The organism is Amycolatopsis umgeniensis (assembly GCF_014205155.1).
GTDB lineage: Bacteria > Actinomycetota > Actinomycetes > Mycobacteriales > Pseudonocardiaceae > Amycolatopsis > Amycolatopsis umgeniensis.
Map to the genome: position 1 here is coordinate 9,188,660 of NZ_JACHMX010000001.1, position 21,204 is coordinate 9,209,863.

General features: G+C 68.0%; 16 protein-coding genes. 7 read left to right on the forward strand and 9 right to left on the reverse strand.

Translation table 11 applies throughout. The features are described from left to right. Positions 1-7 precede the first annotated feature (7 nt). From HDA45_RS41915 to HDA45_RS41925, 3 genes are read right to left on the reverse strand one after another with little or no spacing between them, the layout of a single operon-like run. Entirely contained in the window at positions 8-4,561 is a 4,554-nt protein-coding gene (locus HDA45_RS41915; protein ID WP_184905106.1) for a DUF6603 domain-containing protein, read from the reverse strand. Positions 4,562-4,567: 6 nt separating this feature from the next. After that, on the reverse strand, positions 4,568-6,178 hold the full coding sequence (locus HDA45_RS41920) for a chymotrypsin family serine protease (RefSeq protein WP_184905108.1): 1,611 nt from the start codon (positions 6,176-6,178) through the stop codon (positions 4,568-4,570). After that, positions 6,168-7,835, reverse strand: a complete 1,668-nt coding sequence (locus HDA45_RS41925; protein ID WP_184905110.1) for a hypothetical protein — start codon at positions 7,833-7,835, stop codon at positions 6,168-6,170. The genes HDA45_RS41920 and HDA45_RS41925 overlap by 11 nt, the downstream gene beginning before the upstream one ends. Before the next feature lie 741 nt (positions 7,836-8,576). Here HDA45_RS41925 and HDA45_RS41930 point away from each other — a divergent pair. Together HDA45_RS41930 and HDA45_RS41935 are read left to right on the forward strand one after the other, a co-directional pair. Continuing rightward, positions 8,577-9,395 (forward strand): L,D-transpeptidase family protein, encoded by an 819-nt coding sequence (locus tag HDA45_RS41930; protein ID WP_184905112.1) that lies wholly within the window; start codon positions 8,577-8,579, stop codon positions 9,393-9,395. A 26-nt stretch (positions 9,396-9,421) separates the two neighbouring features. Further along, positions 9,422-10,102 carry a choice-of-anchor P family protein gene (locus HDA45_RS41935; RefSeq protein ID WP_246480959.1) on the forward strand — a complete coding sequence of 227 codons (681 nt, stop codon included), beginning with the start codon at positions 9,422-9,424 and terminating at the stop codon, positions 10,100-10,102. 32 nt (positions 10,103-10,134) lie between these two features. On the opposite strand, the gene HDA45_RS41940 is transcribed toward HDA45_RS41935, so the two are convergent. Both HDA45_RS41940 and HDA45_RS41945 read right to left on the reverse strand, forming a co-directional pair. Then, positions 10,135-12,180 (reverse strand): hypothetical protein, encoded by a 2,046-nt coding sequence (locus HDA45_RS41940; protein WP_184905114.1) that lies wholly within the window; start codon positions 12,178-12,180, stop codon positions 10,135-10,137. A 39-nt stretch (positions 12,181-12,219) separates the two neighbouring features. Next, entirely contained in the window at positions 12,220-13,461 is a 1,242-nt protein-coding gene (locus tag HDA45_RS41945; RefSeq protein ID WP_184905116.1) for an ATP-grasp domain-containing protein, read from the reverse strand. A gap of 225 nt (positions 13,462-13,686) precedes the next feature. On the opposite strand from HDA45_RS41945, the gene HDA45_RS41950 reads away from it, so the two are divergent. After that, the gene (locus HDA45_RS41950; protein WP_184905118.1) at positions 13,687-13,953 is read left to right on the forward strand and encodes a helix-turn-helix domain-containing protein; all 267 of its coding nucleotides are present in this window, start codon (positions 13,687-13,689) and stop codon (positions 13,951-13,953) included. Between the two features lie 55 nt (positions 13,954-14,008). Next, positions 14,009-14,374, forward strand: coding sequence for a hypothetical protein (locus HDA45_RS41955; RefSeq protein ID WP_184905120.1), 366 nt, complete (start codon positions 14,009-14,011; stop codon positions 14,372-14,374). Positions 14,375-14,384: 10 nt separating this feature from the next. On the opposite strand, the gene HDA45_RS41960 is transcribed toward HDA45_RS41955, so the two are convergent. Both HDA45_RS41960 and HDA45_RS41965 read right to left on the reverse strand, forming a co-directional pair. Next, complete coding sequence (locus HDA45_RS41960) at positions 14,385-14,828, reverse strand: hypothetical protein (protein WP_184905122.1); 444 nt, start codon at positions 14,826-14,828, stop codon at positions 14,385-14,387. A gap of 161 nt (positions 14,829-14,989) precedes the next feature. Continuing rightward, entirely contained in the window at positions 14,990-15,379 is a 390-nt protein-coding gene (locus HDA45_RS41965; RefSeq protein ID WP_184905124.1) for a VOC family protein, read from the reverse strand. A gap of 100 nt (positions 15,380-15,479) precedes the next feature. On the opposite strand from HDA45_RS41965, the gene HDA45_RS41970 reads away from it, so the two are divergent. Next, on the forward strand, positions 15,480-16,457 hold the full coding sequence (locus tag HDA45_RS41970) for an FG-GAP repeat domain-containing protein (RefSeq protein WP_184905127.1): 978 nt from the start codon (positions 15,480-15,482) through the stop codon (positions 16,455-16,457). 3 nt (positions 16,458-16,460) lie between these two features. On the opposite strand, the gene HDA45_RS41975 is transcribed toward HDA45_RS41970, so the two are convergent. Further along, on the reverse strand, positions 16,461-17,399 hold the full coding sequence (locus HDA45_RS41975) for a sigma-70 family RNA polymerase sigma factor (RefSeq protein ID WP_184905129.1): 939 nt from the start codon (positions 17,397-17,399) through the stop codon (positions 16,461-16,463). A gap of 66 nt (positions 17,400-17,465) precedes the next feature. Next, positions 17,466-18,110 (reverse strand): TetR/AcrR family transcriptional regulator, encoded by a 645-nt coding sequence (locus tag HDA45_RS41980; RefSeq protein ID WP_184905132.1) that lies wholly within the window; start codon positions 18,108-18,110, stop codon positions 17,466-17,468. A 98-nt stretch (positions 18,111-18,208) separates the two neighbouring features. Here HDA45_RS41980 and HDA45_RS41985 point away from each other — a divergent pair, with 98 nt between their 5' ends. Together HDA45_RS41985 and HDA45_RS41990 are read left to right on the forward strand one after the other, a co-directional pair. Then, positions 18,209-19,720: an FAD-dependent monooxygenase gene (locus HDA45_RS41985; RefSeq protein WP_184905134.1), complete on the forward strand. Its 1,512-nt coding sequence runs from the start codon at positions 18,209-18,211 to the stop codon at positions 19,718-19,720. Positions 19,721-20,012: 292 nt separating this feature from the next. Next, positions 20,013-21,194, forward strand: a complete 1,182-nt coding sequence (locus HDA45_RS41990) for a DUF418 domain-containing protein (RefSeq protein ID WP_184905136.1) — start codon at positions 20,013-20,015, stop codon at positions 21,192-21,194. The last annotated feature ends 10 nt before the right edge of the window (positions 21,195-21,204 follow it).

The window sequence follows — 21,204 nt, forward strand, 5'->3', positions numbered from 1 at the left end:
TTTCCTCTCATGGCAGATAGACCTCGGCGGTGGCGGCCAGTTCGGCCGCCGCCGGCGCCGCGGGACCGGACAGTGCCCGGCCGCCGACCACGAACACCCGGCCATCGGCCAGGTCGAGCGCAGGGAAGTCCCAGCGCCCGATGGCGAGTGCGCCGGTCGTCGTCCACGTGCCGGACGTCGCGTCGAACAAGACGGCGTCCCGGTATCCGGCGACGGCGCGAGGCCTGCCGACACCACCGACGACCACGGCGCCGTGCGGGGTCCGGACACAGCGGTGTCCGCTGCGGCCGCCACCCGGCAGATCCGCGACGCGTGTCCAGGCCCCGGTTTTCGGGTCGTACACCTCGGCCGACGCCAGGCTCTCGACCCGGTACGGAACGGCGGGCACGGCGTCGCCGCCGGTGACCAGCACCCGGCCGTTCGGCAGAAGGGTCGCCTGGTGGCCCTTGCGTGGGGTGAGCAGTTCGCCGGTCGCCGTCCACGTTCCTTTGGCCGGGTCGTACAGCTCGCAGAACGCGAGTGCCCGGTCGCCGGTCGCGCCACCGACGATGAGCACCGCGCCGGTGTCCAGCAGGACGGCGACGTGCCCGGTTCTGGCGTGACTCATCGGCGCGGTCGCGGTCCAGGCCGACGTGGCGGGATCGAACAGTTCGGCCGACGCCAGCGCCGCGCCCCGGACGTCCGTGCCACCGGCGACCAGCAGCTTGCCTGCCGCGAACGTGGCCGTGTGACCGGTCCGCGCCGCGGCGAGCCCACTCGCCGGGGTGGTCCACGCGCCGGTCGCGGGGTCGAAGACCTCGGCCGACGCCAGCAGGTCGCCGTTCGTACCGCGCCCGCCGACCGCGGCCACCCGGCCACCGGTCACCTTCGTGGTGGTGTGCCCGCGTCGAGCCACCGACAGCGCCGCGGTCCCGGTCGTCCAGATCCGCGCGACCGGGTCGAACACCGACGTCGCGGCGACCGCCGTGCCGGTGGCGTCCGCGCCACCCGCCACGAGCACCGCGCCGCTGGACAGCCGAACCGCTTCGGTCCCGGACACGGCGGCCGGTGGAGACCCGGCCGCCGACCACACACCCGGTTCGGCTGCCACGCTGCCGCTCGCGTCGGCCTGCCGCAACACGTGCAGCTGCCCGGCGAGTGACGGATCCGCGAAAATCCAGTCCGCCATGGCGTCCTCGGCGGAAGCGGCGCTGCGGAAAACCGACGCCGTCGTGCTCGCGTTCGCGGGCGGGAACGCCTGGTGATTGTTCCGCGAATACGCGACGACGAACCGATCACCGATGACCTGCACGGTGTCCTCGGCGGCGAACGGCTGCCGTCGCCTTGCCTCCTGCTGCGACAACGGTGACCGAGAGGTGCTGTTGTTCGCCAGGAACTGCGTGAACACCGCGGGCGGCGGCCGGTACAGCTTCGGACCGGTGCGTGCCACTCGCACGGCGAAACCCGCCGGGGGTTCCGACGGCGCCTCGTTGTCGATGATCGACATCTCGTAGCGGGCGCTGCGCCGCACCACCCTCGGTGACGCGAGCGCGCCGTCTGCGGCCACCAGTTCCAGCCCTGCTTCCTGGTGTTCGTAGCCGGGGCGGGACAACTTGGCCGCGTCGTCCATGTCCTGGAACTGGGCCATGGCGAACTGGTCATCGGTCGCCGACCGCTTGACCAGTCCACTGCCGACGGCGGGCTCGACCGTGAACCGTTTGCCATCGCTGGGCCGTTGCGCGCCGACCCGGTCGATCCGGACGTCGAGCGGGATGGCCCGCTGGTGGATGAAAAGACTGCCCAGTGGATGCAGTACGAGGTCGTCACCCGGGTCGAGCGGCCGCAGTGTCACCAAGGCGTCGGCCCCGCCCGCGGGCAGCCTGGTCTGCCAGCCATCGAGCTTGCGGAGCTCCCCCTCCAGCAACGCGAGCACGGCGACGGGCGGCAGAGTGGTCGTGCGTTCCTCGCCCCACGTGATGTCGAAGTCAGCCGAGATCTCGAAGAACAGCAAGGAGATCGAACCGCGACCGCGCGCTTGCCACGGTGCGGGGCCCGACAGCTGGAAGTACAGGTCGATGCTGAAGAACCCGACGCCGAATGCTTTCAGCGAAACGCCCGCCGAGATCTCCACGACGAACGAGAACGGGGAGAACCGGAACAACGCGTCGAAGCTGAGGTGCCCCTCGATGCCGAAGCCGCCGAACCCCAGCCGCAGCTCGGCTTTCGCGCCGAACTGGACGGTGTTGCTGGTGACCGCGAAATAGCCGGACACCCGGATGAGGCGGCCGGGCATGTTGATGATGTCGACCGACAGCCGCGGCGGCACCGGGAACGGCAGCGGTGGTGGGGTGAACGCGGGGTGGAACCCGCCGACCGACAACACGAACTCGGGGTTGTCGCTCCAGTCGACGAGCAGGCCCATACCGCCGTCGATGGTCATGGTGAGGATGCGGGAGTCGAACAGCTTCGCGAAGAACCACAGTCGCGAGCGGTCGACCTGCAGCGCGCCGATGAAGTCGACCCGCAGCACCAGCAGCGGCAGGTCCTTGCTGGGCAGGATGCACTCCAGGACACCGAGGATCGCGACGTTGCCCGGCGGGATCTCGACGATCACCCCGAGTGAAACGCTGACCAGCGTCGGCGTGCCCCAGCCGATCTTCGCCATCGGCCCGACGAGAAACCTGTCGTTCTCCGGCGGGAAGAACTTCCGCAGATCGCTGATGATCCTCGGCGCGTTCGCCACCACGTCCTTCGGGAACATCACCGACTCGATCGATCCGCTGACCACGCCCTCGAGCAACGCGTCGAAGTCCATCCGCCGGTTCAGCCCGAGGATGCCGCCGACCCCCAGCAGTGTGAACCCGAACCCGAGCTGGATACCCGACCCGAACTCGGCGGTGAGCACGATCAACAGCGAGAACCCGGCCGTGCCGTCCGGCATCCTGGTCGTGATCAGGCCGATCGCCTTGACCTCGACGAAACCGGCGAACATCAGCTCCAGCGCGCCCGCGTACTCGCCGCGTTCCGGGTCGAAGTACAGGAAACCGCCGCCCGCGACGATGCCGGCGTCGATCGACAGGCCGACGCCGGTCGGCGGCTTGAACCCGAACGCCACGTCGACCGGGCCGAGGTTGCCGCCACCCTCGGGAAAGCTCACTTCGGCTGTCAAACCCACCCGTTCGACAGCCGCCGTCAGCGGGCCGAGCGCGGCGGTGAGGTTCGCGGACAGTTCCACCGGCACGCCGTCAGGACCCGGCGTCGCGATGATCTGCAGTGCGTGCACGTCGACCGGGCCGATCCGCAGATGCACCGGAAGCTGCACCCTGAGCCCGGCGCCGCCATGGAACCGCAGCCCGTGCTCAGGGTCGAACGCGAACCCGGTGGCGAACCCGGCCTCCAGGCGCGCGCCACCGAAGAGGGTCTTGATGAACCCGTCGGCGGATTCGGCGTCGATCACCAGCTTGCCGCCGGTCAGATCGCCCTCGATGCTGGGCACACCGGTCACCTGGCCGTCGACGAACGCCAGCGTGAGACCGGCTTTCAGTTCGACGCCACCGATTTCGAGTCTGCTGCCACCCGCGACACCGAGCAGCAGCATCGGTTCCGTCGGGGTGGCCCGGATCGACACCTCACCGCGCAGTTCCGCGGCGCCGTCCGGTGGTTTCAGTGTCAACCGGAACGGGGGCCGTAGTGAACCGGTGGTCCCGGCGGGCAGCAGGCCCGACGCCTTCAGTTCGGCGATCCAGTGCGGTGCGACGATTTCGACGGACTTGTCCGCCTCGACACCGATCGGCATGACCACGCTGATCGCGAGCCCGTCGCCGTCGACGGTGAGGTCGACAGCCCATGCCTCCAGCCGGGCGGGCTGCCCACCCGCCGCGGGTACGAACAGCACCGGCAGCCGCGCCGCTTCGAGAAGATCCCGCAGCGCCTTCAGCAGCTTCTCGCCGTCCGGAACCGGGCCACCCCAGCCGAATCGCTTACCCAACTGACCGATCGGGTCGACCAGGAACGACGGCAGCTGATCCAGTCGCAGCCGGACTCGCTGGTGATCGATGCTCGCCGGATTCGCCGGATCGGCGTCGAACCTGCTCACGTCCGCCAGGCCGAACAACCCGAACAGACCGGTCAGCCGGTGGGCCGGATCCACGATGTGCAGGATGGCCAGATCGAGAAGCTTTCGAGGCAGGTCCGCCACCAGATCGGCGACCTGCTGCGCGGGGACACCGGGCAGTGTCGGCCCGACCGTGCCGATGGCGGTGCCCAGTGCCAGGTAGGCCTGCCCGATCTGGCCGCAGCGGGTCAGCAGTTCCGCGCTCCGCGCGACGATCCCGGCCGTGTCGCCCGACGCGATCGCGGACTCCAGCGCGGCGGCCGCAGGCGCCATCGTCTTCGCCACCGTGGCCACGGAGTCCTGCGCGGCCCGCACCTGCGCGTTCGCCACCAGCGCGGGCGGGAACACGGTCCCCAGCTCGGCCAGCAGGTCCAGCAGCCGCTCGCCGACCATCCGGTCGCCGAGCGCTGCGATCGCCCTGGCGAGTTCGAGTGCCAGTTGTTCCACCGTGCCCGCTCTGTCCGCCATGGATGCTCACACCCTTGTCGCTTCGAAGGTGGCGAGAATTCGGGGGTAGCTCAGGCCCGCCAGCTCCGGCAGTCGAGGGACCAGATCGTCGAGCGCCGCCCGTAGTTCGTCGCTGCCCCGGCGGGCGAGGACGGCGTGCATCCGCGTGACGCAATCCGCCAACGGCTCGTCGTTGACCATGACGGGAAGCCGTGCCGCCGCGTCGATGTCCGGCAACCGGCCGAGATGCTGGTAGACGGCCGAAGCCCCGCTGCGGTGCCAGGTCGCGATCACCTGCCTGTCGTGGTTGACCAGGTTCACGAGTTCGGCACCGTGCCGTTCCCAGAACGCGACCAGTTCTCGCCCGAACGGGCTGCCGGACAGGTCGTCCCGCACCCGGACACCGATCTCGGTCGGCCGCAGCGGAGTGTCCCGGCTCGCGACGGCCGCGGTACTCGGCATCCGCACCGGGACCTCCTCGCCGTCGAACAACGCGGTCAGGTTGGCAGGCACGGTCCGGATGTCCGTCGGGCTGGTGGCCAGCACCGGCGTGACGTTGTACTTCGGGGTCACGTTGTCGCGGAGCTGGATCATGATCGCGTTGAGGGGCGCCACGAACGTCCCGTTCACGCTGCCCGTCGCCCCGGGGAAGAACTCTTTGGCCTCGAACTTCGCCACGCCCGTCACGATGCCCATCGCCCGGACATCGGGTGTCACCACGGCGGCGCCGGAGTCTCCTGGGATGCCGAAGTACACCGAGTCCGGTGGCGTGCCCTGGGGAATGTGCGGTATCACGACGAACTGCACGACCGGTCCGGCGGCGGGATTTCGGACGAAGTCGACGATCCTGCCCCCGGTCTTTCCCGTCCTGTTCCCGTACTTGCGGACGAGATAGCTGTCGTCGAGGTATTGCGTTTCTGTGGGATTCGGCGCGATTCCCTTGACAGGACCGAGTTCTTTGATGCCGCCGATGTACTTGGTACCTGGCCGGAGGCGGACCAGTGCCACGTCCCGCCAGCTGTGCGGGATGAAGTCGCCCTGCCAGAACTCGCCGTGCCCATCGTTGCAGCAGTGCGACGAGGAGCAGTTCCCGTTCGGGTCTACCTGTCCCACAACGGTTTTCTCCCGCACCGGCGCCTCGATGACCTGCTGGTTGTTTTCGATCCCGGCGAGCTTGCACAGCGAGTGGAAGCAGGTCAGCACGTAGATCTTCTTGCCAGGGGCCGCGACGTCCTCCATGAGAAGACCGATGCTGCCCCGGTACTGGTCCTCGAGCCGACTGGCGATCGGTCCGCCGCCGGCGAGTACGTCGTCCGCGAGTTGCGCGTCGATCTCGGGGGGTGGCTCCCGTTTGCCCAGCGGCTCACCCGGCGCGGGCTCGGGCAGCGCCGCGTACCGCCGGTCGATCATGGTGACGACGTTCGTCGGATAACCCTCCACAGTGGACGGAACGCGCTCGTCGGGTGCCACCTCGGACAACGGCAGCTTGCGTTCGACGTACACCTGGATGGCCAGAAACCCTTGATTGACACCGCCTGCGCGTTTCGCTCCGCCACCGACGGCGTGCACGCCGGGAATTCGGAGCAATGTCTCCTCCGCCCGCCGGACGGCGGCGTGGAAGTCGGAGTCAGTGTCCATGGCGCACCTGCGCTTCGGTCACCGGACGAGACAGTGCGGCGATGAGTTCGGGATAGGTCGATCCGGCCAGATCGGGAAGCCTTCGCCGCAATCGGTCCAGCGCCGCCCTCAACTGCTCCCCCGCCGCCGCACGCAGGGCGTCGTGCAGCCGGTCGAGGCATTGACGCAACGGCTGGCCGTTGACCGTCGCCGGGATGGTCAGCGTTTGCTCGCTCAGCCCACGCAGCAGCACCTGGTAGACCGCCGACCCACCGCTGCGATGCCACGCGGCGGCGACCCGCCGGTCGGCGTTGACCAGACGTCGTAGCTCCGGTGCGTATGTCTGCCAGAAGTCCAGGAGTTCGCGCCCACCAGGGGTTTGCGCGAGGTCGGCGGCGAGTCGCCCCGCACCCGGCGGTGCCGCTCCCGCCACGGTGGTCACCGCGGCGGGGGCCGGAACGGGGACGACCACCCGCTCCCCGTCGACGAGGGTGGTGACCGTCGGCCTTCCCGGCACGGTATGCGTCTGCCCCGGTTCGGTCGCGGTGCCGACCGTCAGGTCGAGTCCGAGTCCGGCGAACTTGCCCAGCACCGTGGTGATCGGGAAGGCGAGGCCGAAGTACGTGCGGTCCGGCGGACTCGGCAGGGGTGGTTTGATCACCCCGGCGAGCGCGCGGCCGAAGTTGAGGCCCAGCACGCGGTTCGAGGTGTCCACGCTGACCGACCCGGAGTCGCCTTCCGCCAGGTAGTGGTTGTGCTCGTCGGCGGGCACCTGCGGATTCGGATGCGGGGCGATCACCAGCGCGTCGCGCGCCCACACCCGTGTGGCGCCACCGTCCGGCGGCCCGCCGGGGAAGAGGATCTCGCAGTGCGCCGCGATGACGAACCCGCCGGTGAACCCGGTCCGCGCGCCGCGTTTGCGGACGAAGTAGCTGCGTGCCGCGAGTTGCTGATCGGTCGGAGGCGGCGCGATTCCCGTCACGGCGACGTCGTCGTCCCCGGGATCCTCGCCCGCGGCCACACTGGCACGGCGTATGTCGTAGCGATAGCTGGTGCCACCGTCCAGCCGGGCCACCGCCGCGTCCCAGTCCGCGTTCTCCGCGCCGCCCGCGTACCGGCCGAAGATTCCCTCCGCGCACGTCGAGTGGGTCTTCAGGTCGTTCTGCCCGCACACTGTCGTGCCGACGACGGGGCCGTGCGCCACCGTGAGGTCGAAAACCTGACCCTTGCTGTTGTACTGCGGATCGACCCGGGAGAGAACGTGGTGACACGTAAGGGCGTACACCTGGTTCGGATCCTGCACGGCGCGCAGAAGGCACCCGAGCGTGCCGACGTTGCCCTCCATGAGGCTGCCACGCATGGCCATCCCGCCGGTGATCGGCCGGTGCCGCTTGTTGTCCACGAAGGTGTCGTCGTCCTTCGGATACACGGTGCCGATCGGCTCGCCCGCCGGCCGGGGATCGCGGAGCACCAGCACATCGGTCGGCACCCCGCCGACGTCGGCGGGCACCACGTCGGCATCGTCGAGCGCGGCCCGAGGCAGTTTCTCCCGAACAAAGACCGTGACGGCGACCTGCCCGGTCGGCTGTCCGTCGACGATCTTCGCGCCGACACCGACACCGGTTATGCCCGGCCGTCCGAGGAATTCCCCCGCCACCCGATGACTCAGATCTCGCATTTCCTCGGAAGCCACAGGTTTCCCTCCAGCGAACGTGGTACGCATCGGAGCATGCTCGCCCGCGTCGGCCGGGGTCAATCGAGGGGCGAAAGTCTGCCCTTTGGGGAACCAGGCCCATTGCCGGGCGCGCGCGAGCCCTCGACCCGGGAGTTCTGTCCTCTTGGGATTCGGCTTTTAATACAATGCAGCGCGTTTTATAAAAGGAATAATCGCGATTGTTCGGATGGATTCGTCCGGATCTCGGGAAATGCTACTGAGAGGAAAGGCAAAGGGTGACGTATCGGGTCGCTCGCCCGTGCCGGTTTCGCGACATCGGGCTGGTGGCGAGGACGTTGAACGTCCCGATTCTTCCCCGCTCGCCCACACCAGCACCCGGCACGAGCCCCGCGGGCTCACCGAGACGACATCCGGTTCCAGCGGGTAGGCAAGTACCGGTCTGCCGCTGCGACCACGAACACTCCGCGTGATCATCGAGGCCGGACTTTTCGCCGCCACCCATCGAACGGACGCATCGAATGCCACACAGAGTGTGTTTCGCCCAGTGTTACCGAATTCGCTGTTTCGCCCTGATCGAGTGAAATACCCGGAGGCGCCTGACCTGCGAAAACGTTGGAAAACCCCAGGCAGATTCGGTCTGATCACCTATCGTGTTCGTTGATTAACGCACTGCCTGACTGTTAGAGATGTCCATTCCGGATTCACATCCCGTTGCGGATCACTCTGCGCAAGGACAGGCACTGAATGACCGAACAGCAGACCTCTTGCGGTGGCGCACGCCCTCGTGCGGTTCATGCGCTCCTCGCCATGGTGCTGGTGGTGCTGCCGCTGTCCGGCTGCGGCACCGGCACAGGCGGCGCGGCCGAGGCCCCCGTCGCCGCGCTGCCGCCGTCACCCGAGGCCTTGGCCGCACTGCCCGAAGCGAACACCTTCGGCAAGCTGGAAACCGCACCCGCCGACCCGGCCACCCCGCTCCCCGCCGGCGGTGAAGTGCTGCACCCGACGACGGACGCCGCGGTCTACCGCGCCCCGGGCGCGGAACCGATCGCCCGGTTGCCGGAGACCCAGATCGGCTCGCCGACGTGGGTTCCGGTGATCGCCCGCCAGGGCGACTGGGCACAGGTGCTGCTGCCGGTACGGCCCAACGGCGCGACCGGCTGGCTGCACGCCACACCGGAAACCGTCGAATCGGCGCACAACGATTTCCAGGTCACGGTGGACCTCAGCGAGTTCCGCTTGGAAATCCTCGAAGGAGGCAAGCCGGCCGGCTCGTGGTCCATCGGCACCGGCAGGCCCGAGCACCCCACGCCCACCGGCCGCGCGTTCATCCTCGCCTCGATCAAGGAGAGCGTGAACACCTACAGCCCGATCGTGTTGCCGCTGAGCAGCCATTCCGATTCGCACGAAACCTTCGGTGGCGGGCCCGGCACGGTCGGCATGCACACCTGGCCGGACGAAAGCTTCGTTCGCAAGGCAACCAGCGACGGTTGCATCCGGGTCACCCGCGAGGCGCTGAACCGCCTCGTGGAGTTGCCGCTCGGCACCGTCGTGCAGATCACCTGATACCCGAAATCATGGAGGTAAGTTCCTTGTCCCCTCGTACAACCGGCGTGCTCGCCTGCACGGCCGCGGCCTGTCTCGTCCTCGCCGCCACTCCCGCCACGGCCGCCCCGGCCGAGTCCGCGTACGCCCTCGCCGCGTCCGGTCTGGTCAAGATCCCCCGCACGCCCGCCGTTTCCGGGCCAGGCAAGGAATCGCTCGCTTCGGTGGCACTGCCGAACCCTGGCCCGGCACTGATCAGCGCACAGGCGCTGAACGCCGAAGTGAAGCCGGGGCACGCGAAATCGAGTGTCGTCGGCCTCTCGCTGAACCTCGGCGTTCTGCCCACCGGAGCCGCGCTGCCCGGCCTCAGCGCCGGGGTCGTCAAGTCCGAATGCCGTGACGGCAAGGGTTCGGTGTCGATCGCGAACCTGAAGGTCGGCGGCAAGACGATCGAACTCGACCAGGTCCCGCCGAACACCACCGTCCCGCTGGCGTCGCTGCTCGAACTGGTGGTGAACAAGCAGACTCCGAACGCGGACGGCACGCTCACCGTGACCGCCGTGTCGGCCAAGATCCTCGGCAAGACACAGACTCTCGACATCGCGTCGTCCACCTGCGCCAAGTCCCCTGGCGACACACCGCCCACGAAGCCCGCCGACAAGCCCCGGCCGGGCGGGAAGGCGCCCAAACCCACCCCGGTTTCCGCGCACCTCGACGTCACCGGCTGAAGTCGGTTGGAAGCCGAAGCCCGCCAACGGGTTCACTCCGTTGGCGGGCTTTGCTCCTGCGGTGCCTTCGAGGCCTGGAGTCCGCGTGCGGGCAGCCGGTTCGCGCCCCAGCTCCGTTCGATGTAGTCGACGATCCGTGTGATGTCCTCGGGAGGCACCTTCTCCTGCTCCCCGTGTTCGAGCGGGTCGGTGTGGAAGATGTAGAGCCGCGAGGCGAACTGGTCGAACGGCAACGAGGCCTCGCCGAACCGCTCGCCGTTGCCCGCTGTCGAGACCACGACACCGTCGCCCCAGTCCTGGCCGCTGTCGTTGTTCGGGTTGTAGAAGTACACCCGGGTGACCTCCTGCGGATCGGCGGCGACCCGCAGGATGGTGATCGCGTGCCAGCCGACGTAGCGGGCGGCGCTGTCGGTGACGGCGACCCCGGCGGGCTGCGGATGGATCAGCGGCTGTCCCCCGTTGTAGGCCGGGTGGTAGCTCGCGTGGAACTGCCGCAGGAAGGTGTCGAGCTCGATCAGGTTCCCGGTCTCGACGTCGACGTTGATCCGGAACCCGCGCGCGGTCCACCAGCCGTGGAACTCGGGATTGACCCAGCGGTGCGGATCGCCGGGCCTGCCGACGCAGCGGCGCCCCATCTCGGCGTAGATCCGGTCCAGATGCGGCACCACGAGCAGCGAAACCGGGTCCAGGTCCGCCGGCGGGGCGCTCGCGAGGCCGCCGGCGCTGTCGTTCGAGGAGATCCGCTGGCCTTCGAAGTGCATGACGACCTCGTCGTCCCGCGCCGCCCAGACCACGATCTGCAGCAGGTAGTCCGGGTCGTTGTACGCCCACATCGACAGCGCTCGGGCCGATTGGCAGGTCGGGTTGTCGCCCTGGCCGACGCCCAGCGGGAGGCCCAGCATCGACAGCACGCCCGCGAGCAGCCGCGCCTCGGGACCGGGCTCGTCGCCGAACACCGTCCTCAGCCGCTCGCGCGCGGGCTCGGACAGCTCCAGCCCGAGCTGACGCCACAGCGCGGGCACCATCGGCGGCGCGTACAGGATGCCGCGGTCGAGAAGCAGCGCGAGCCCGTAGACGCACTGGGCGGTCTGCGTGTGCACCGCCACCTCGATCAGCCGGTGGATCAGGTCGCGGTGGCGCAGCAGACTGGTGCGGCCGACATCGGACAGGCCGAGCGCCTCCCCGAGCAGATAGTCGCTCTTGTGCCGCAGGAACCGCAGCAGCTCGGCGTGATACGGCGAGACCAGCCCGGTGTCGTGCATCGCCCTGGCGAACCCGGTGGCCTCGTACTGCAGGCCACCGTCGTCCATCGCCTCGAGCCGGGACCGGAAGACCGCGGTGCCCGGATCCTCCCGGCAGGCCTCCGTCGTGCCGAACAGGGCGCTGATCAGCCGATCGATGCCCTGTCCGGAGGCGTTGCCGAGGTCGACCTCCGGATCCCCGCGGTAGACCGCGATCCGGGTGATCAGCGACTGCACCTGGTCGACCTGGATCGGCCGCTGGCGCAGGATCCGCCAGATCTCCTCGACCAGCTTGTCCAGCACGCTTTCGTAGCCGATCTCGTCGGCGACGTGCCGGAACAGGTCCCTGATCAGCTGCGCTGTCCGGCCCTGCTGGGTCCGCTCGGCCTCGGTGGGCGGGGTGAACAGCAGTTCCAGATTCATCGCGAGCACCTGGGACAGGAACGCGCGGGCGTCCTCGGCCGACAAGGTCGGATGCGCGTAGTCACCGCGGGCCACGGCGAGGGTGCGCAGCTCGCTGCAGGCCTCCATCACCACGGTGTCCGTGTCCCCGGCGTGCAGTCCCGGTCCGACCAGCGCCGGGATCAGGATCTCCGGAGTGGCCCAGTCCGTCCCCAGGAACAGTCCCGCCTCCTCCAGCGCCCGCGCCCTGACCTGGACCGCCCCGGCACCGCCCGGCTGCACCAGCACCCGCCGCAGCGCCTCCAGCATCCGCCGCAGCTTGGTGTGCTTGCCGAAGTCGCGGGTCTCGGCCATCGCCCTGATCGCGTCGTCCAGCGAGGCCACACGCTTGTCCAGCGTGGTGGTCGCGCCGGGAACATCGCCGTTCGGTTTCAAAGGCTTCCCTCGGGTCGGTCTCCTGGTCCGGGGTCGCCCTCAGACGTAGAAGTCGAACTCTTCCTGTTGCTTCAGCAGGTCTCGCATCCGATAGGAATCTTCGCCGAAGAAGTACAACAGGCCCCAGTGGGTACCGAACGCTGTCCGCTTGGTCACCGTCTCCTCGAGCGGAGCCGACAGGTCGTGTGACTCGTAGTAGTCGTGATCCTCGGTTTCCGGCGGGATCCGCAGCTCGCTGACCACCCGGCGGCGCGGGTAAACCCCGAAACAGCCCGCGACCCCGGCGGCGTCTTCGACCTCCCGCGGGAAGAAGGCATCGATCTCTTCCTCGGTCGTCTTCGGGTCGAAAGCCAGCGCCAGCCCCTGGTAGGCATTGAAGCCGTAGGCGCGTTCGAGCAGCTCGAACACCTTGAAGCCCGGCGGCCGGTAGGCGACCTCGCCGAAGTACATCTCACCGTCGTTCGTGACGAAGTACTCCGGGTGCACGAAGCCGAACTCGATGTCGAAGGTCTTGATCAGCTTCTCGATCTGCGCGGTGATCTGCGGCCGGTACCGCTCCAGCTCGGGGGTGGCCGGCACGAACACCGAGTAACCCAGGGTCACATACTCGGAGATGTTCAGGAACTTGATCTTGCCGTTGTGGATCCACGCCTCGACGGCGAATTCCCAGCCATCGAGATGCGACTCCATCAGTACCGGGAACTCCTCCTCCGGGATCGCGTCGACGTCGTCGGGGGTGCGGACGATGCGGTGCCCGAGGCAGCCGGCCTTGTCGAAGGCCTTCAGGTGGATCGGGTCGTTCGGATCGCCGTCGAGCTTGAGCAGCGTCTGGTTGACGCGCTTCAGGAACCGGATCACGTCGTCGCGGTCGTGGGCCTCCTCGAAGATCCCGACCCGGATCCCGCCCAGTTGTGCGCGGCGCTTCATCAGGGACTTGTCCCGCAGCAGCATGGCCTGGCCGAACAGGCGCGGGTTGTCCAGCAGCACGGAGTTGATCGCTCCGGCCCACTCCACGGTTTCCTCGAACAGCGGGATCGCGACGTCGACGCCTTCGCGCTGCAGCGTCTCGGCGATCTCCAGCGAGCGATCGTTGAGCCGCTCGAAATTCCATGGCAGATAAGGGATATCGTGTTCCACGCAGTACTTCTCGGCCCAGTCCGGCGCCACGACGACGTACCGTCGATCGAACCGGTCGAGCGCCTCCACGGCGTTCAGGCTCCACCCTAAAAGAGCCACGTACCCTTTGTCTGGATTCTTCGTGGCCGGTTCGGGTCGTGTCATGGGACCGTTCCTCCGTGTCGGCGTCGTCAACTCCTCGAGAAGCTCGGGCCGATCAACCGTACCTGGAGAGTGACACCATCCGCTGAATGGATCGCGAGCCCCTTGCCTTGTCTATCCACAATGGACTATGTGACCCACGTCGCTCCTGGCGGCAAAACGCTTGTCTCATGTGGATGGTCAGAAACTCGGCCGACCGGCTCGCGAGGTCCCGATCTTCTCGGCCGAATGCCGGGTGGGGGCCGCCAGGACCGCGACGGCCTCATCCGGCGCATCCCCGCCGAGCACGATCGACGGGTCACCCTGATCTCCCTGACCGAGAGCGGCCGGGCGAAGCTCCAGCAGGTGAACTCGGCGCTGTTCGAGACCAACGATCAGGCATTGGAAGGCTTCACCGACGAGGAAGCCGGTCTCCTCCTGGGCCTGCCGAGAAGGCTTGTCGCCAATCTCGAGGAGAATCCGGCCGACTGCGCACCTGCTCGCCCTATCCAGTAGGGTCTGCGCAAGTTCGCCATCGAGCGAATGAAACATCTGACTGGGGAGTCAATAAATGAAGAAGATCGGAGCGGCCGCGATCGTGGCCGGAACGGTACTGGGCACCACGATCGCGGGGGCCGGCGTGGCCACCGCCGCCGGCGGCGCGGGACCGAAAGAGTGCTTCACGACCACGAGCTGCTCACTCGCGTCGGGGTTCTTCCCCGGCGGGACCATTCACGTGGACATCGATGCGATCGGGGCGCCCGGCTCGCCCGACCACTGGTTCAAGTGGACGATCGGCAAGTGTTCGGGCAGCGGATACATCCACGCGCCCGCCAAGACGGAATCCTGTGTTCTGCCTGCCAGCTACTACACCCTGACCACCAGCGGACTGGAGTACCCGGTGAACTGGCGGATCGGTATTCGCTGGGACCACTGATCTCCGCCGCCTAAGTGATCCGGGGGCGGGGTGCTCGAAGCCCTCGAGTACCCCGCGCCCGGTAGGCGGCGATCCGGATCCGCAGGCCGCGCAGGTTGACCAAGTCGAGGGTGAACGCCGAAACCGGCCGATAGCCCGCTGTCGGCTCGCCTGCCCGGCAGGGGCCCGAGAGATAGACGAAATCGTCGTCCGGGTCGCATCTCGGCTCCGACCAGATCGCGGCGTCCCCGGCCCCGCAGTCCCCACATCGGGCCCGCGCCTGCCAGTAGACCGGCAACTTCATCACCTCGCCGAGCACCTTCTCGAAGCCGGCGAGATCGGTCCCGGCGATCGCGAGCCCGTGTCCGCTCCACACCCGCGGCGCCCAGTAGTCGCCGACCGCGGCGTGGGTGACGCACGCGATGTCTTCCGACGCGGTGATCGTCCAGCAGGAAACAGTGGTGAGTGTCGGCATGACGGCTCCAGCTGTCGGGCCCCTGGTGCGACACAAGGTAGTGGATCATGCGGTCGCGGAGGTACCACCGCCGGCACGTCCGGCGTTGCTCCGACTGCGGGCGCCCCGGCAAAGCGCGAGTTCAGCGGCCTACGGCGGGCTCGAAATCACGCTCTGTTCATTCACTGTTCATCGCCGGATCCGTACGGGCGCGTGAGAATCTCCAGCACGTGACCGTCTGGGTCGTCGAAGTACACGCCTCGGCCGCCGTCATTGGTGTTGATCTCGCCCTCGCCGCGGTGCCCCGGCCCCGCCCAGTACGGCAGGCCTCCTTCGCGGATCCTTCCGAAGATCGTGTCGAACTCGTTCTCCTCGACCAAGAACGCATAGTGCTGCCTGGAGAACTCTTCGGTGCTGCGCATGACATCGAGCGAGACTCCGTTGCCGGTCTGGACGACCAGGAAGGGGCCGAACTCGGCGGGCTCGGGCAGCCCGAGGATCGAGACCAGAAACTCCGCCGTGGCGGCTCGGTCGGTGGCGTTGATGATGGTGTGGTTCAGCTGCACTGTCATGGAAAAACCCTAGAATCTCCAGTTCGCTGGAGGTCAACCCTCGTAACACTTCCCGGCCCGTCGCGACCTGAGTACTGCAAGCCGACACGAAGGGGACGTGATGCGTGCTTTGGTGATGGCCGGTGTGGCCGGTCTGCTGACCCTGACCCTCGCACCGCCTGCGGCGGCCTCCGGCATACCGGAACAGTGGTCTGCCGGACCGTTCACGGCGCAGGTCGCGGTCATGGCGGGGGACGTCGACGGCGACGGCAAGGACGACCTGGTCAGCTACAACACCTACCTGTACGGGTGCTACGTGCTGCGGTCGAACGGTTCCGCCTTCCAACCACAGCAGAACTGGGGTGCGGGCAACTTCTTGAGCAGCGGCTTCAACGGTAACGCCAACTTCGTCGGCGACATGGACAACGACGGCCGGGCCGACGCCATCGCGGTCCGGCGGCCCACGGCTTCGACCCCCCGCGGCATCTTCGTGGCGAGGTCGATCACCGACTACTACGGCGTGGAACGCTTCGGAACGCCCGCGCAGTGGCTGAACAACACCATCGCCGGCGACTACGGGAACCTGGCGGCGGACCTGGACGGCGACGGGGACACCGACGTGATCGGCCTGTTCGACGTGGCCACCCTGGCGGCGAGGTCGAACGGCACCACGACGCTCCCGCTGACGGCCTGGGCACCGCCCATCCGCGGTGAGAAGGCGACCTTGGCGGCGGACGCGACCGGTGACGGCAAGGCCGACCTCATCCTCGTCGACCTGGGCGGCACGAGAGTGGTGCCCGGCACCGCGAACCGCTGGTTCGACACCCCGGTGTCGTGGTCGACCACTTCTTTCCACGGCAGCAAGAAGACCCTCACCGCGGACATCGACGCCGACGGCGACGCGGACCTCATCGCCGTCAACGACACCGACGTGCAGGTGATGCGCTCCACCGGTACGAGCTACTCCACGCCGGAACTGTGGTACGCGGGTTCCTTCTTCGGCACCAAAGAGACCCTCACTGCCGACGTCGATGGAGATGGCGACGCGGACCTCGTCGCGGTGAACGACAACGACGTCTGGGTACTGCGCTCCCAATAGGCCTCAGGGCCGGTCCAAGTTGCGCAGGACTCGCTCGATCGTCGCGGGTTTCGGGCCACCGTCGTCGTGGTCATCGGGCTCGTGGATGCGCACCACGCCGCGGTCGGCGAGGTCGCTGACGAGGATCCGGACGGCGCCGACCGGGAGAGGCAGCAGTGCGGCGAGCTCCGCGAGTGCCGTGGCGCGCTCGCAGAGCTCGGCGATCCGACGATGCTCGGGTACCTCGACGCCGCGGCCTCGCCAACCCTCGACGGTGGAGATCAGCGCCTCCAGACGCAGTTCGCTCGAAGGGAGGGTCCGGCCGCCTGTCATCGCGTACGGCTCGGCGGTCGAGGCGCGGGCGCGCAGGTCCACCAGCCCGGCCTCGACGTCGAACGCCGGCGGGTGGGGATCTGCCTGGTGGGCACGGCGCACCAGGTCACGATGGGGCTCGAAGACAGCGCTCAGGCGCTCGATCTGGGTTCTCACCGTCGACGGGCTGATGCCGAGGATTTCGGCGATCTCTTGATCGGTGAGACCTTCCAGGAAGAACAGCACCCCGACCGCCCGGCGGCGAGGCGGCTGACGAGCAAGCAGTTCCCTCACCGGGCGCAGCACCGACAACTCGTCGAAAGTCACTTCTTCGGCCAGCAGGGTGATGACGTCGTCGTTGAGCTCGACCTCCGGCACCCGGCGCGCGCGATAGACATCGAACAACTTGTTGACGGCGATCCTCAGCACGAGCTTGCGGTTGTCCTCCGCTGTCCGTCCGCGCCGCACGGACCAGATGTTCCCCATCGCGAGGTAGGCCTCCTGGACCACGTCGCGCGCCAGGTACTCGTCGCCGGCGGCGAGGCGGTGGATCGCCGCGTATGTCCCGCTGGACGTCGCCACGTAGAAGGCCTCGAAATTCGCCTCGAACAGTGGCGGTTCCGGCGCGCGATGGCGGGCCATCGTCCTCATCACGTCCTTTCGCCACGGCTTCCGGCAATTCCTCGGCCCCGGCGCCCAGCGCTTCGAGCTGTTCGGTCACAACTCGGCGGTGAGCAGCCGCAGGCCCTGGTCGAAGAGCCCGGCGAAATCCATTCCCGTCAAGTGATCCTGGCCTTCGGCGAGATACGGATAGTCGCCGTGCCGGATCGCCTGGCGCAGGCCGTCGATCTCGACGGGCAGCTCAGAACCGGGCTGGACGGTCGCCTGCTCCTCGAGAACATGGCCCGTCGTGAAGTGAATGATCAGGAGTGCGGTTCTCATCGCCGCCGAGGCTTCGAGACCGGCCTCGCGTAAGGCGCCGTTGAGGGCTTCGGCCAGTCCCAGCGTGTTGGGACCGGTGGCGTGCGTGCCCGCGTACACCCGCGCTCCGTCGCGATGGGACAAGAGCGCGGCACGCAGACTTTTGGCCAGGGCCCAAACCCGTTCACGCGGCTGGGCCGCCCCCTCGGCCGCGTCGCGGCAGCCGTTCAGCATCGCCTCGGCCATCGCGGTCAGCAGGTCCCGTTTGGTCGGGAAGTAGCCGTACAACGTGCCCACCTGGACTCCGACCGCGGTGGCCAGTTTGCGCATGGTGAGTGCGTCGAGACCCGCTTCGTCGAGCAGGCGGAGCGCGGCGGCCGTGACGTGGGCCCGGTCCGCCGCCGGTGGCCGTCCTCGGGTGCGGGGCTGATGCGCGGTCATGTCCGGGTGAGCCTAGCAACAGGTTTGACGGTTTCGCGCATCGTCTGGATACTGGCGGAAGATTAAATGAACGTTGTTCAGAAATAATGGAGGTCGTCATGGACACCGACGTGGTGATCAGCGGGGCAGGCCCGACAGGTCTGCTGCTGGGTACCGAACTGGCGCTGGCCGGAGTGCGAGTGCGGATACTCGAGCGACAGAAGAAGCGGCATGACCAGTCCCGCGCTCTCACGTTGCATCCCCGCAGCGTCGAGATTCTCGACCTGCGAGGCATCGCCGATCGCTTCCTTGCCTTGGGCCACACTGTCCCGAGCTGGCATTTCGCGGGACTTTCGCGGCGGCTGGACTTCTCCGCCCTGGACACCCGGCACGGCTACACGCTGTTTCTTGAGCAGGCCCGCACCGAAAGGCTGCTGGAAGAACGAGCGCGGGAACTCGGCATCGAAATCTCCTACGGGCACGAAGTCGTGTCCCTGACCCAGGACGGCGATGGGGTCGACGTCACCGGCGTCGGACCCGATGGGGATTTCGCCCTCCGCGCGGCCTACCTCGTGGGCTGCGACGGCGGCCGGAGCCCGGTTCGGGAGTCCGCCGGTATCGGCTTTCCGGGATCGGACGGCACGATGAGCGCGATGCTCGGCGACTTCGCGGTCACCGACAAGGAGGCGATCGCGGCGGCGGGGCAGGTCTCCCTCCTGATCGTGCCGCTGACAAGCGGGCTGACCCGGTTCGTTCTCACCGATCCGAAGCGGATGCGTGTCCCCGCGACGGAACCGGTGACCTTCGAGGAGTTCCGCGAGGCACTGGTGGACGTGGCGGGCACGTCCTTCGGGATCGCGGAGCCACACTGGCTTTCGCGCTTCGGAAACGCCACACGGCTGGCGGAGACCTACCGTGCCGGGCGGGTCTTTCTCGCCGGCGATGCCGCGCACATCCACTTCCCCGCCGCGGGGCAGGGCCTCAACACCGGGCTCCAGGACGCGATGAACCTGGGCTGGAAACTCGCGGCCGACCTCAACGGCTGGGCGCCACCGGGCCTGCTCGACACCTACCACGGGGAGCGGTTTCCCGTGGGAGAACTGGTCACCGACAACACGCAGGTCCAGACGCTGCTACTCGAACTCACCCTGGTACCCGACTACCAGCGCCCGGTGACCGCACTTCGTGAGCTGCTGGATTCCCTTCTCGAGATCCCCGAGGTCAACACCCGGCTCGCCGGTCTCGTGTCGGCGCTGGCGACGTCCTATCCCTCGCCGGGCGCCGATCCCCTCGTCGGCACCCGCATGCCCGACCTGTCGCTCGCCTCGGCGGATCGGCGAGTCTCGGAACTGATGCACAGCGGCAAATTCGGCTACGTCGACTTCACCGGGGACGGCGCCGCACAAGTCGCCGACGGCTGGGAAGACCGGGTCACCGTGGCGACCGGCGGCGATCGATCCTGGGCCGAAGACGTCAGCGAAGTCCTCGTGCGTCCGGACGGCCACATCGCGTGGGTCCGCCGCGAGAACGACCCGCCGGACGCCGCGGTCCGAGAGGCCCGGATTTCCGCTTGGGCAGGCACTCCCGAGCGGGCGGCGATGAAGGTACGTCCGCGCGAAGCGGCCTTGTAGTCCTTTGGATCGACACGACCGTGCGTCGAAAGCGTGACAGTCGGTCGGCCCAATCGGACCGAGCCGGACACACGGTTGGTGACCGGTTTCCTCCGAACTTCCTGGAAAGGACGAGAGACGAACGAGCAGCGGAATCTCTTGTCCCTCAAACGAGTTCGATCCGCACACGAAGGATCACCTCGCCGTCTCGGTTGGCGAGCGCGGTATGTGGTCGAACTGCTACGAAGTGACCAGGACAAGATCATTCCAACGTCGGACGAAGCCCGCTGCGAGCGATGGCACGCTCGACTGCATGATCCACCGGACGTCGGCCGTCGCTGCCGCGCAGAAACCCCGAAGTGGGCGCATTTCTTCTCTCGATCTCTTACGAGGGGTGGCGATTCTGGGCACCTTCGGGACGAACGTGTTCCTCTTCGCACACCCAGGCGGGCCGGCGGGTTTCTTCCAGGACTTCGTCGGCACCGCGAACGGCATGGCGGAGCAAGTCGAAGTCGGCATCCGGTCGCTGACCAACGGCAAGTTCCTCGCTCTGCTCACGATCCTGTTCGGCGTCGGCCTGGAATTGCAGTACCAGTCCGCCCGGAGACGCGGTGTTTCCTGGCCGGGCAGGTACCCGCTCCGAGCGGGCATCCTCTTCATGGAAGGTGTCGCGCACTACCTGCTCGTTTTCGAAGGCGACGTGCTCATGGCGTACGGGCTCACTTCGCTGCTCGTCGCGTACCTCGTCGGCCGGAGCGATCGGGTCGTCCGCAACGTCGTCGTCGCGGTAGGTGGGGTGTACGCCACGCTCATCCTCGCCGCGACCGCGCTGCTCGTGGCCGGGCCCGGCGTTTCCAGTGAGCCGACCCCGGTCGACCCCGCCACGACGGCCAGTTGGCCCGCGCAGGTCGCCGTCCGTCTCGATGAGTTCCTTGTGTTGCGAGGGGAAATCATCATGATCGTGCCCTCCGCCGTCGTCCTGTTCCTGCTCGGTTCACGACTGCGGAGGGCCGGTGTCTTCGACGACACGGAGAAAGGCGCGCGACTTCGTGCCCGGCTACTCGTACTCGGCTTCGCCGTCGGGTTGCCACTGAACGTGCTGACCGGTTTCAGCGGACCGGACTGGCTGCTCGTCGACAGGTACCTGTTGCCACCACTCGTCGCCCTGGGGCTGCTCGCCCTGGTCACCCATCTTTCGCTCCGGATGCGCGCGGAGCCGGGTGCCGTCCGAAGTGGACTGATCGCGGTCGGGCGGACGGCTCTCTCCTGTTACGTTCTCCAGAACGTGCTGGCCGGTGCCCTGTGTTACGGCTGGGGTCTGGGACTCGCCGAGCGTTTCGCGGACGCCCGCCCGTGGTGGATCGTCGGCCTCTGGGCCTTCGTCGGGCTGCTGAACGTCGCCTTCGCCGTCGTGTGGCTTCGACGCTTCGACCGTGGCCCCCTCGAACTGCTCATGCACCGCCTCTACGCCCCACGGCGGCAGGCCAAAGCGTGAAACCGAGCTC

Coding starts and splice junctions, on each gene's coding strand:
- HDA45_RS41985 (WP_184905134.1), top strand. CDS start 18,209: ATGGACACCGACGTGGTGATCAGCGGGGCAGGCCCGACAGGTCTGCTG.
- HDA45_RS41990 (WP_184905136.1), top strand. CDS start 20,013: ATGATCCACCGGACGTCGGCCGTCGCTGCCGCGCAGAAACCCCGAAGT.
- HDA45_RS41930 (WP_184905112.1), top strand. CDS start 8,577: ATGACCGAACAGCAGACCTCTTGCGGTGGCGCACGCCCTCGTGCGGTT.
- HDA45_RS41975 (WP_184905129.1), bottom strand. CDS start 17,399: ATGAGGACGATGGCCCGCCATCGCGCGCCGGAACCGCCACTGTTCGAG.
- HDA45_RS41925 (WP_184905110.1), bottom strand. CDS start 7,835: ATGCGAGATCTGAGTCATCGGGTGGCGGGGGAATTCCTCGGACGGCCG.
- HDA45_RS41980 (WP_184905132.1), bottom strand. CDS start 18,110: ATGACCGCGCATCAGCCCCGCACCCGAGGACGGCCACCGGCGGCGGAC.
- HDA45_RS41945 (WP_184905116.1), bottom strand. CDS start 13,461: ATGACACGACCCGAACCGGCCACGAAGAATCCAGACAAAGGGTACGTG.
- HDA45_RS41950 (WP_184905118.1), top strand. CDS start 13,687: ATGCCGGGTGGGGGCCGCCAGGACCGCGACGGCCTCATCCGGCGCATC.
- HDA45_RS41965 (WP_184905124.1), bottom strand. CDS start 15,379: ATGACAGTGCAGCTGAACCACACCATCATCAACGCCACCGACCGAGCC.
- HDA45_RS41960 (WP_184905122.1), bottom strand. CDS start 14,828: ATGCCGACACTCACCACTGTTTCCTGCTGGACGATCACCGCGTCGGAA.
- HDA45_RS41970 (WP_184905127.1), top strand. CDS start 15,480: ATGCGTGCTTTGGTGATGGCCGGTGTGGCCGGTCTGCTGACCCTGACC.
- HDA45_RS41955 (WP_184905120.1), top strand. CDS start 14,009: ATGAAGAAGATCGGAGCGGCCGCGATCGTGGCCGGAACGGTACTGGGC.
- HDA45_RS41920 (WP_184905108.1), bottom strand. CDS start 6,178: ATGGACACTGACTCCGACTTCCACGCCGCCGTCCGGCGGGCGGAGGAG.
- HDA45_RS41915 (WP_184905106.1), bottom strand. CDS start 4,561: ATGGCGGACAGAGCGGGCACGGTGGAACAACTGGCACTCGAACTCGCC.